Below are 10,847 nucleotides of genomic sequence, written 5' to 3'. Positions count from 1 at the left end.
GAACCTACCTGGCTGATGGTATTGCGGTTAACTGAACCGGTGTGGTGAGCGATCATGCTCCCGATACCGCATGATCCCCTCTCCCGTTGGGAGAGGGGCAGGGTGAGGGGAGATCTCTGGGATTAGATGGTCAGCTCCAGCCGGTTGCCTTCGGGATCCAGAAAGGTGCTCTCGTAATAGCCGTCGCCGGTCCTGCGGGGGCCGTCCAGGTGTTTCACCTCGGCCCCTTGAGCAGCTTGAGGTGGGCGGTCATCTTGTCCACCGCCTCCACGCTGCCGAGGGAGAAGGCGAGGTGGGTCAGCCCCTGCAACGGGTGCGGCAGACTGAGATCTGCCGGAAACAGGATGGGGGTGTGCATCAGCTCCAGGCTGGCGCCCCCTTCGAAGCGCACGAAGTAGGAGCTGAATTGTTTGCTCGGGTTGTGATAGCGCTCATTGGCCTGCCCGCCAAACAGGGTGCAGTAGAATGTTGTGAGCGCCTCCAGATCCTGCGCCCAGATGGCGACGTGATGGATATGCATGGCTGGTCTCCTGTGACTTGATGCCCTTAATGCTATGCTGGGGCCTGCCCCTTCGACATGGCTGAGTCCGTCCTGATGATGTCTGAAACTGCCAACACCGAGCTTATCGATGTCTCCCCCGACTGCCGCGAGCAGATCTGCTGTGACAGCCTGCTGCCGGCCCTCGCGCAGGAGCAGGTGTGGCTGGCGGGCTATTCCCGCCTCAAGACCCGCTACCGCATCGTGCGCCGCTTTGCCGATATGCACTGCTTCTTGCTGACCCTGGGGGGCGAGGGGGAGGTGCTGGTGGGCGATCGCATGGCGCGGCTGCAGGTCGGTGAGTGGGCGCTGATCCCGGCCGGGGAGCCGCTCTGCTATCAGTTGAGAGAGCAGCTGAGTGAGCAGTTGAGAGAGCCGTTAAGCCAGCAGTCGAGCGAGTGGGAGTTGGTGTGGCTGCTATTGCACAAGGACTCCCCCTGGGATGCCTTCGCCAGCCAATCCCGGCTCGGTTGCACCTCTCAGCAGGCCACCCTGCTGCGCACCGTCGAGAACCTCTATGCGGAGCAGGAACGTCATCAGGACCCGCTGCTCAGCGCCCTGCTGGTGGAGCAGCTCGGTTTTTACCTGCGCCGTCTGCTGCAGAAGGGGGAGGGGCAGCGGCGTGGCGAGCGGCTGGCGCTGCGCCTCGAGCTGCTGCTCAAGGATGCGCTGGCCGAGCCCTGGGACATAGCGCGCATGGCCGGCGCCCTGCACCTCTCCGAGCGCCAGCTCTACCGGCTCTGCCAGCAGCACTTCGCGCTGGCACCCATGGCGCTGCTGCAACGGCTGCGCTTGCAGCGGGCGGCGTTGTTGCTGGCCAGCCGGGCCGATTCGGTCAAGCTGCTGGCCGAGCAGTGCGGCTTCAAGAACGAGTACCACTTCTCCACCGCCTTCAAGCGCCAGCACGGCCTGGCGCCCAGCCACTATCGCCACCGGCATCATCCCGCCTTTAAAACCGGAAAAGAGTAAGGTATTTAGCCACTCGGGTTGCTACTGTTGTTCAGACGAACCTGATTGCGGCCGATAACCGGAGACGGGCCATGAGCCGGCTGGCCGCGACAGAGTTGGGCTTCATGGGAGTCGTCTCCCCATAGTCGTTTTTCTTCAATCAAATTGCATTTCCCGCAGTTGGGGGTGAGAGGGCAAGGATGGTCTCTATGCTGCAAGACAGTGACACGATCAGGATCTCGGACGTCAGCGAAGCCGTGGTGCACGGCATCCTGGCGGTGGTGAGCGACGGCATCTGGGACTGGAACGCCAACACCGGGTTCGTCTATCGCAATCCCGGCTGGTACCGGATGCTGGGCTACGAGCCCCACACCCTCGGCAACACTGTCTTCACCTGGGAGAGCGTGATCCATCCCGACGACATGGAGCAGGTGATGGCCTGCTTCGACGCCTACCTGAGCGGCGCCGCCCCCGACTACCGGGTCGAGTATCGCTGCCGTAGCCGTAGCGGCGACTACATCTGGATCGAGGATTGCGGCCGCATCATAGCCCGCAACCCGGACGGTTCGGTGGCCCGGATGATCGGTGCCCACCGCAACATCCACGCCCAGAAGCTGCTGCTGGAGCAGCTGGAGCGGCGCAACCACACCCTGGAGCAGCAGATTGCCTTGCGCACCGCCGAGCTGGTGCGGCTCAACGAGGCGCTGCAGCAGAAGGCGGAGGAGAATCGCCAGCTGGCGGAGACCGACGCCCTGACCGGTGCCGCCAGCCGCTACCGGCTGGAGCGCACCATTCGGCAGGAGTGCGAGCGGGCCAAGCGTTTTCAGCAATCCTTCTCCGTCATCGCCATGGACGTGGACGACTTCAAGCAAATCAACGACAGCCACGGCCACCAGGCGGGGGATCAGACCCTGATCAACATAGTGGCGCTGGTGCGCAGCCACATTCGCGAAATAGACCTGATTGCCCGCTGGGGCGGGGACGAGTTCATGCTGGTGCTGCCCAATACCGGCCTGGCCGATGGCTGGCGGGTGGCCGACAAGCTGCGGCAGTTGCTGATGGCGACGCCGGTGTGCGAGCACTTCCCCATCACCATGAGCTTCGGGCTGGCCGAGTACGGTCCGGACGAGAGCATGGGTCAGCTGATGGTCAGAATGGATCGGGCCCTCTATCAGGCCAAGCTGACGGGCAAGAACCAGATCTGCCAGTAGCCGGCCGCGCCGGCTGCTGGATGGCGCTAATCCTCCCCCCCGAATGCGTCTTGACCGCAGCCCCATCTTGACTCCGTACGGGTACGCTGGTCTGATGCGCGCTCTTTAAACCCCGTGAGACATGAAACGATGAAAAAGAGCATCCTGGTTGCCCTGACTGCACTGCCTCTGATGGCCAACGCCGGCCTGATGGATTCCCTGACCGACACAGTGACCAGCAGCGTGACCAGCACTGCCAAAGAGATGGCCGGCACCGCCATGGACAGCGCTTCCAACGAAGCAGTCAAGAAGGCGCTGGACATCAAGGAAGGCGGCTCCAACAAGCAGGCCATCAAGGAGAAACTGGGCGCACCGGCCAGCACCAAGACCGAAGCCGGTCTGGAAGTGTGGACCTATGATCTGGGCGCCCTGAACAAGGTATCCCCCATGCTGGCAGAGACCTCCAAGAGCCTGTTCAAGGAGTCCGAAGTAGCCCAGAAAACCGTGCTCATCAAGTTCGAAGGCGAAACCGTCAAGACCCTGAACCTGGCCGACAAGACCAAGGCCTGAGTCTGAACGACGTGCATGAAAAAAGGGGCCCGCGGGCCCCTTTTTGCTGCTTTCGAATTACTGGTGCGCTTCGGCGAACTGCTTCATCGCTTCAGCGTGCTTGGTCATGCCGTCGGCACGCAGATTGAGGTTCTTGACGAACTCGGCCTTCTTGGCCGGATCTTCGATCTTGTCGTAACGCTGCTGCAGGTGAGTCTGGATTTGCTCCGGGGTCATGTTCTGCAGACGGGCCATCTTGTCGTGGCGGCCGCCATGGTGCTTGCCGCCCATCATGCCGCTGCCGTCCATCGGGCAGTCGGTCATCATGCCGGGCTGGGCAGTGCTGACGGCTTCGCTGGCGGCATAGGCGCCAAGCGGCAGGCCAAGGATCAGGGTGGCGGTCAGCAGAGTCTTGGTCAGTTTTTTCATGGTCTATCTCCTTGCGGATTGAGTTCGGGGTCGGCTTGCTCGCCTTGACCCTGATTACACACCAGACAGGTGTCTGAACTTTGCCAGTTGAAGCCAATTTTGTAGCAGAGTGTGACACCATGACCCTGTACCGGACATTGACCAGGTCCATGTTGGACGGGCAATAAAAATACCCCGTCAGTGTCTGTCACTGGCGGGGTATTTTTCCGGATGGGCGGGCTTAGCGCTGGCGACCGCTACCGACGTTGTAGGGCATCCGATAGCTGCTGCTCTCACCATCCAGGCTGAGGGTCAGGTCACCCTGGGCTCGCATTGGCAGGCGTATTTGCTGCATGCCGTTCAGCTGGGCGGGGACCCGCTTGACCAGATCGCCGGCCGCATTGCGCACTTCCAAGGTCGGGTTGGCATCGCTGCTGCTGGCGGCGTCGTGCCAGTTGACGAACAGCAGGCCTGGGGCGGCGCTGACATCGGCCGGCAGGGCTGCCTGGGCCAGACCGGTGTGGGCCAGGCCGGCCAGCATGAACAGGGCCATGGTCTTGTTGATCATGAGTCGATTCTCCTTGGTATGGGGGCCGCAAAGGCGGCGGTCAGGTCATGGCAACGCATCGGGATGACGCACATCATGACGAAGGGGGATCGGTTGCCTGGTTGGCGGGCACGCCGGCATCGTCTGTTGCCGCGGCGGCGGATCCGGCCTGGGCCGGATCGGTCTGGCCGGATGTGCGTCTTGCCTGTGTGGCAAGGAGTTCGCTGGCGGCCATGGCCAGCAGCAAGGGGGTGGTGAGGGCCAGCATGGCGTGTCTGCTCCTGCAACCGATAAGGTGGTGACAGTAAACAGCCTGCTTGTGTCTCAACTTTGCCGAACGGCCGCTTTTTTGTAGCAGAGTGTGGCATCTTGCTGATCTGGCACACTTTGACACAAACCGCCCGGCAGATTTTCGTATACTCGTGCCAGCTCTAACAGGAGAGGTTTCCATGAATCAAAGCAGCACCCACATTCTGGTCGTCGACGATCACAGCGAGATCCGCGATCTGCTGAAGCGTTTTCTGGAACAGCACGGCCTGCGGGTCAGCTGTGCCCGCGATGGCAAGGAGATGAAGCGGCTGCTGGAGGAGCGGGAGTTCGATCTGCTGGTGCTGGATCTGATGATGCCGGGAGAAGACGGCCTGACCCTCTGCCGAGAGCTGCGGGCCAAGTCCAGCCTGCCCATCATCATGCTCACCGCCATGGGAGAGGAGACCGACCGCATCATAGGGCTGGAGATGGGGGCTGATGACTACCTCGCCAAGCCGTTCAATCCGCGCGAGCTGCTGGCCCGCATCAAGGCGGTGATGCGCCGCACCCAGGTCGAGCCGCAGCCGGCGGCCGAGACGTTGACCCGGGACCTGCGCTTCGATCGCTGGCTGCTCGACATCAACCGGCGCGAGCTGGTGGATGAGGAAGGGGTGGGCCTGAGCCTCTCCACCGCCGAGTTCGACCTGCTGCGGGTCTTTCTGGAGCGCCCGCAGCGGGTGTTGAGCCGGGATCAGTTGCTGGATCTGGCCCGCGGTCGCGAGGCAGTGGCGTTCGATCGCGCCATCGACACCCTGGTGAGCCGGCTGCGGCGCAAGCTGGAGCGGGATCCCAAGAATCCCGAGCTCATCAAGACCATCTGGGGCGGCGGTTATCTGTTTGCCGCCGATGTGACCCAGGTATAAGGGGGTGGGTATCCTCAGACGCGGCTGGTCGAAGTTGTGGCCCAAGGGGCTGACCGGCCAGATCATCCTGGTAGCGCTGGCCGGGCTGGTGCTGATCCAGCTGCTCAGCATCCAGATCTATCGCACCGATCGGGAAGAGGCGCTCGGCTACGTCAATAGCCGCAACGCCATGCAGCGGATCATCTCAGTGGTGCGGCTGCTGGCCCTCTCGCCCCCCTCCCTCTATGACGAGATCCTCAAAGCGAGCCGCAGCGAGACCCTGCTGCTGCGCATCGCCGACGAGCCGCTGCAGCCGGACAACCGCAGCCCCCGCTTCGAGAAGCTGGTACGCTCCCGGCTTGGCTACCCCTCGACCCTGATGGTGGAGATCAGCGCCGAACTCAAACAGGATGCCCAGCGCAGCCGCGCCTGGCAGCACCACAACCGGATGATGAAGGATCGCAAGGGGATGCCGCCACCGCAGGACATGCGGCTGTATGGTTCCATCCAGCTGCCGCGCGGCGGCTGGTTGCAGTTCAGCTCGCTGGTGGACAAGGAGTCGGCCAGCTGGTCCTGGCAGACCACCCTCAACCTGATGCTGGTGGCGAGCCTGGTGATCGGCCTGATGATCTGGCTGTTCCGCCGCGCTACCCTGCCGCTCAAGCAGCTGGCCGCCAACGCGGATCGGCTCGGCCGCGGCGAGGACATAGAGCCGCTGCGGGAGGAGGGGCCGACCGAGGTGCGCGAATCCATCCAGGCATTCAACCGCATGCACACCCGGCTCGATCGCTTCGTGCAGGACAGAACCCGGATGCTGGCGGCCATCTCCCACGATCTGCGCACTCCCATCACCAGCCTGCGGCTGCGCACCGAATTTCTGGACGAGGGAGAGGACAAGGAGCGGATCCAGCAGACCCTGCAACAGATGGAACAGATGCTGGCGGCGACCCTCAGCTTCGCCCGGGAGGAGGGGCAGCAGGAGGCGACCCGGGAGCTGGATCTGGTCAGCCTGCTGGAGAGCCTCTGCGACGACTATGCCGACACCGGCCAGCCGGTTACCTGCCTGGCCGAGGGCAAGCAGGTCTACGCCTGCCGTGCCAACACCCTGCGCCGGGTACTGCAAAACCTCATCGGCAACGCCATCAAGTACGCCGGCAGCGCCGAAGTGTCGCTGGAACGCACCGACAGCGAGCTGGTGATCCGGGTCTGCGATCAGGGGCCCGGCATCGATCCGGCCAGGCTGGAGGACGTGTTCAAACCGTTCGTGCGGCTCGACGAGGCCCGCAACACCGAATCCGGCAGCGTGGGGCTGGGACTCTCCATCGCCCGTACCCTGGTGCACCAGCACGGCGGTGAGCTGACCCTGCACAACCGGGCACAGGGTGGGCTGGAGGCACGTATCAGCCTGCCGCTGTGAGGGGCGAACAAGCCGATGGAAAGGGCACCGATGGGTGCCCTTTTCGTTTTTTGTCTTGCACTTATCCAACAGGTATCACGTTCGTTTCATACTCGCTCATGCTTGTTCTCCTATGCTGAAGATGGTGATAATCGATGGCCGCGCAGACGGCCAAGTAACAGGGTCGGTACAGGGATGGTGGGTGAGTCGGGAGTCAGGAGGCGAGTCGGATACGGGTGGTTGCTGCTGCTCTGCGTGCTGGCGCTGCCCGTGTGGTCAGCCAGCCCCCAGAAACCGCTCATCGTGGCCAACTCCAAGGCCTGGCAGCCCTTCTCCTATATCAATGAGGCTGGTCAGCCCGATGGCCTGCTGATCGATCTGTGGCGCGAGTATGGCCGCATCACCGGTCGCCCGATCCAGTTCAAGCTGGTGGACTGGCAGAGCTCGCTGGATCTGGTCCGCAACGGCCAGGCCGATGTCCATGGCGGCCTGCTCTGGTCGCCGGAGCGCAATATGGTCTACGACTATGGCTAGGCCCTCTCCCACCTCGATGCCCAGCTTTTTTTCGCCAACGCTCTGCGCGGCTCGGACGTGAACTACTACCTGCTGCACGAGAGCGTGGGGGTGGTGGCGGGAGGGTACGAGGAGTACTACGCCCGCAAAAACTTCCCGCGCACCCGGCTGCACACCTTCGATGACAACGACGCCATGCTGCGCGCTGCCTTGAATGGCGAGCTGAATGCCTTCATCGCCGATCTGCAGGTCGCCAACTTCTACATCTACACCTCGGCGGATCCCACCCGCTTCATACCGGTACGCCACCTCTACAGCGATGATGTCCGCTTTGCCGTCGGCAAGGGCAATCAGGTGCTGCTGCAGGAGCTGGAACAGGGTTTTGCCCGCATCGGAGAGGCGGATCGGGAGCGGATCATCCGCAAGTGGATGCATATCGAGACCGTCTATCCGGTTCATCTCTGGCCCTGGCTGCTGGCCGTCGGCGGCCTGGTGCTGATGGCCTACATCATCCAGTTGCGGCGGGCGGTGGCGAGCCGTACCGCCGAGCTTATCCAGGCCAACGCCAGGTTGGAGCGCCTCGCCGGTACCGACTCCATGACCGGCATCCTCAACCGGCGCGCCTTCTTGCCGCTGTTTGAGCAACGACTGGCCAGCGGCGAGGCGTGCGCCCTGCTGCTGTTCGATCTCGATCGCTTCAAGGGGATCAACGATCGCTTCGGGCACGGGGTCGGCGACGAGGTGCTGTCGGCCATGGTGGAGCGAGTGCAGCGGGTGTTGCCCGCCAGCGCCCTGTTCGCCCGCATCGGCGGCGAGGAGTTCTGCATCAGCCTGCTGGTGGCCGACATGGCGACGCTGCAGCAGTGGGCCGGCCGGATCGGGCAGGAGGTGAATAGCCACAAGTTGCAGACCAGTGCCGGGGCGCTCGGCATCTCCATCAGTACGGGGGCTGTGTGGGTACCGGCTGAAGCGAGGGCAGAGGGCCGGCGAGTGCTGCTGCAGGCAGATCAGCTGATGTATGGTGCCAAGTCGCTGGGGCGCAACACCTGGCAGGCGGCAAGCTTTGTGAAAGAGACGGCTGGCAAGGCGGGGAAATAAAAAACCGCCGCCCAGGGGGGCGGCGGCGGGTCATCAGAAGTTGTAGGTCATGCCCAGGGTGTAGCGGCGACCATCCAGCACGGTGCCGAAGCTGCTGTAGTCCACCGTCTTGTCGAACAGGTTGTAGACGCCAGCGGTGACGTTCAGATGTTCGTTGGCCTTGTAGACCAGACCCGTGTCGAAGAAGGTGTAGGAAGGGGTGCCGTCGGCCATTCTGACCCGGCTCAGGTAGTCCGAGGTCTTGCTGCGGAAGTTGACCCTTGACCAGAGGCTGACGTCATCGGTGCTCTTCCAGTCGACCGTGGTGTTGAACATGTGGCGCGGCATCTGGTTAAGCGCCTTGCCCTCGTTCGGACCGCTCTTCTGCTCGGACTGAGTGAAGGTGTAGCTGGAGGCCAGCGACCACTTTTCGTTGATGGCCCAGTTGGCCGTGCCTTCCACCCCGCGCATGTTCGCCTTGTCGACGTTGATGCGGTCGCTGATGAAGTCATAGGTGTGACCGTTCAGGGTACAGGAGGGGTCATCCTTGCTGGTGCAGCGGCGGATCTCGGAGATCTTGTCCTCGAAGTCGGTATTGAACAGGGTCAGCCCTGTGCTCAGCCCCTCCTGACCATCCCACAACAGGGCGATCTCCTGGCTCACGCTGGTTTCCGGTTTGAGCTGCGGGTTGCCGACCAGCATGCCGTCCTGGGTGCCGCCGCCGGTGGCCTGGCCCCAGTTGGCGGCCGACATGCGCAGATCCGGTGAGCGGTAGCCGGTGGAGACGCCGCCCTTCAGGGTCCAGAATTCGGCCGGGTGCCAGACGCCGTACAGACGCGGGCTCCAGTGGGTGCCGTAGTTCTGGTCACGGTCCATCCGCACGCCGCCGGTGAGGGCGAAGCTGTCGGTCAGCGACCACTCGTCTTCCACGAACAGAGCCCAGCTCCAGCGGGTCAGCTGATTGGCCCGGTTGGCCACGTTGAGCTGGTTGCCCTCATCCTGCAGATCCTCGTGACGATATTGACCGCCCACGCTCAGGTAGTGAGCCCCCAGTTCGAACTGGGTATGGGTGTCGGCGATGGTGTTGATGAGCTTCATCTGACGGCCGGGGTTGGTGTTCTCTTCCCGCTGCAGGTAGCTGGTGGAAGAGCCGAAGTCATAACGGCCGTCGTGGGTGATGGCGTAGTTGGTGCGCCCGTAGGTGTTCAGACTGGGCTTGGCCTTGGCTGCCAGAGAGTCGCCCGGTGTGCGGTTGCGATCCTGCAGGCCGCGGCTGGCCTCGAAGTCAAAGCGGTTGTGCTCGTCTGGGGTCAGACTGAACACCACTGTGCCGCTGCGCATCTCCTGCTCGGCGAACCCGTTCTGGAACTGATCCTCGCCGCGGTGGGAGAGCAGACCGTTCACTCGCACCCCCAGCAGGCCATCCACCAGGGCACCAGCGGTGTAGGCGTTGCTCTGGAAGATGTTGCCGGAGTCCTTGTTCTCCTGGAAGGTGGAGTCGGCCTGCACCGAACCCTGCCAGGCCGTCATGCTGGCGGTCTTGCGGGTGATGATGTTGATGACGCCGCCCATGGCGTCAGAGCCGTAACGGGAGGACATGGGGCCGCGCACCACCTCGATCCGCTCGATGGCCTGCAACGGCGGCAGCCAACCCTGCTCGATACCGGGGCCGTCGCTGTTGGGACGGGTGCCGCGGCTGTCGACCCGCTTGCCGTCGACCAGCATCAGTGTGTACTTGGAGCTCATGCCGCGAATGCTGATGTCACTGCTGCTGCCGCCGCCGGTGATCACCACCCCCGGCACGTCCTTCAGGGCGTCGGTCACGTCACGGTAGGCGCGTTTCTCCAGTTGCTCGCGCGTCACCACCGAGATGGAGGCTGCGGTGTTCTCGATCTTCTGCTGGAAGCCGGAGGCGGTCACCACCATGACCTCCTGTTCGGCGGCATGGGCGTTGGCGGCGAGGACGGCGAGAATGAGCGTGGTCAGCTTGTTGCGGTGCATTGTTATCATGTTGGCCTGAACTCTTTTTTAGTAAGAAGATGCATTCATCCTTTGGGTGAATCGATGGGGGGTCTCGCCGCATCCCGCGTGAAACCCGGACCAGGCAGGTTCAATCGAATAGTGATCCCGGCGGTCGGCAGGCATTGTAGTGATCACGGATGACTGTGTAAATGATAATTAATCTCATTAATGTTGTGCGGTTATCCTCTCGCCAACAGAGAAGCGGAAGTAGGCAAGGATGGGAGCAGGGCGGGGATGACGGGAAGGGAGTATTTGAGGCAACAAAAAACCCGCCGAAGCGGGTTTTTTCAATTCTTGCAGTGGATCCGTTCAACCGGCAGAAGCGGGGTGACGGTATCCCTGACTTGAATTACAGGGCAACTACGTTGGCAGCAGCCGGGCCTTTCTGGCCTTGCTCGATGGTGAACTCAACGCGCTGACCTTCTTCCAGGGTTTTGAAACCGTTGGACTGGATAGCGGAGAAGTGTACGAACACGTCTTTGCTGCCGTCAACCGGGGAGATGAAGCC

The 10,847-nt window shown here is 62.8% G+C and carries 10 protein-coding genes and 2 pseudogenes; 6 read left to right on the top strand and 6 right to left on the bottom strand.

Annotation, left to right across the window (positions count from 1 at the left end; all coding sequences use genetic code 11):
- Positions 1 to 122 precede the first annotated feature (122 nt).
- Positions 123 to 520, bottom strand: a pseudogene (locus CAK78_RS04335) (VOC family protein).
- A 75-nt stretch (positions 521 to 595) separates the two neighbouring features.
- On the opposite strand from CAK78_RS04335, the gene CAK78_RS04330 reads away from it, so the two are divergent.
- The 3 genes from CAK78_RS04330 to CAK78_RS04320 all read left to right on the top strand — a co-directional run bounded on the left by CAK78_RS04330 (position 596) and on the right by CAK78_RS04320 (position 3,246).
- A complete protein-coding gene (locus tag CAK78_RS04330; RefSeq protein ID WP_176452662.1) occupies positions 596 to 1,507 on the top strand; it encodes a helix-turn-helix transcriptional regulator in 912 nt (303 codons plus the stop codon).
- Between the two features lie 188 nt (positions 1,508 to 1,695).
- Positions 1,696 to 2,697, top strand: coding sequence for a sensor domain-containing diguanylate cyclase (locus CAK78_RS04325; protein WP_094696483.1), 1,002 nt, complete (start codon positions 1,696 to 1,698; stop codon positions 2,695 to 2,697).
- A 129-nt stretch (positions 2,698 to 2,826) separates the two neighbouring features.
- Complete coding sequence (locus CAK78_RS04320; RefSeq protein ID WP_017780878.1) at positions 2,827 to 3,246, top strand: hypothetical protein; 420 nt, start codon at positions 2,827 to 2,829, stop codon at positions 3,244 to 3,246.
- 57 nt (positions 3,247 to 3,303) lie between these two features.
- Here the strand turns inward: CAK78_RS04320 and CAK78_RS04315 are convergent, their stop codons facing one another.
- From CAK78_RS04315 to CAK78_RS22765, 3 genes are all read right to left on the bottom strand, one after another.
- Positions 3,304 to 3,654 carry a hypothetical protein gene (locus CAK78_RS04315; protein ID WP_094696482.1) on the bottom strand — a complete coding sequence of 117 codons (351 nt, stop codon included), beginning with the start codon at positions 3,652 to 3,654 and terminating at the stop codon, positions 3,304 to 3,306.
- Positions 3,655 to 3,874: 220 nt separating this feature from the next.
- Complete coding sequence (locus CAK78_RS04310; RefSeq protein ID WP_094696481.1) at positions 3,875 to 4,201, bottom strand: hypothetical protein; 327 nt, start codon at positions 4,199 to 4,201, stop codon at positions 3,875 to 3,877.
- A gap of 73 nt (positions 4,202 to 4,274) precedes the next feature.
- The gene (locus tag CAK78_RS22765) at positions 4,275 to 4,448 is read right to left on the bottom strand and encodes a hypothetical protein (protein WP_176452661.1); all 174 of its coding nucleotides are present in this window, start codon (positions 4,446 to 4,448) and stop codon (positions 4,275 to 4,277) included.
- Positions 4,449 to 4,629: 181 nt separating this feature from the next.
- On the opposite strand from CAK78_RS22765, the gene CAK78_RS04305 reads away from it, so the two are divergent.
- From CAK78_RS04305 to CAK78_RS04295, 3 genes and pseudogenes are all read left to right on the top strand, one after another.
- Complete coding sequence (locus CAK78_RS04305; RefSeq protein ID WP_011707648.1) at positions 4,630 to 5,352, top strand: response regulator; 723 nt, start codon at positions 4,630 to 4,632, stop codon at positions 5,350 to 5,352.
- Between the two features lie 4 nt (positions 5,353 to 5,356).
- Positions 5,357 to 6,748, top strand: a complete 1,392-nt coding sequence (locus CAK78_RS04300) for an ATP-binding protein (protein WP_094696480.1) — start codon at positions 5,357 to 5,359, stop codon at positions 6,746 to 6,748.
- 102 nt (positions 6,749 to 6,850) lie between these two features.
- Positions 6,851 to 8,338, top strand: a pseudogene (locus CAK78_RS04295) (transporter substrate-binding domain-containing diguanylate cyclase).
- A 33-nt stretch (positions 8,339 to 8,371) separates the two neighbouring features.
- Here CAK78_RS04295 and CAK78_RS04290 read toward each other — a convergent pair.
- Positions 8,372 to 10,318 (bottom strand): ligand-gated channel protein, encoded by a 1,947-nt coding sequence (locus CAK78_RS04290; protein WP_017782169.1) that lies wholly within the window; start codon positions 10,316 to 10,318, stop codon positions 8,372 to 8,374.
- A 370-nt stretch (positions 10,319 to 10,688) separates the two neighbouring features.
- On the bottom strand, positions 10,689 to 10,847 hold a 159-nt coding region (locus CAK78_RS04285; protein WP_141214121.1), incomplete at its 5' end, for a cold shock domain-containing protein.

Origin of the sequence: Aeromonas sp. A35_P, assembly GCF_002259925.1 — a bacterium.
In the GTDB taxonomy this organism is placed as follows: Bacteria; Pseudomonadota; Gammaproteobacteria; order Enterobacterales; family Aeromonadaceae; genus Aeromonas; species Aeromonas dhakensis.
Note: the sequence above shows the minus strand (reverse complement) of the source record. Positions and strands in the feature narration are given on the sequence as shown.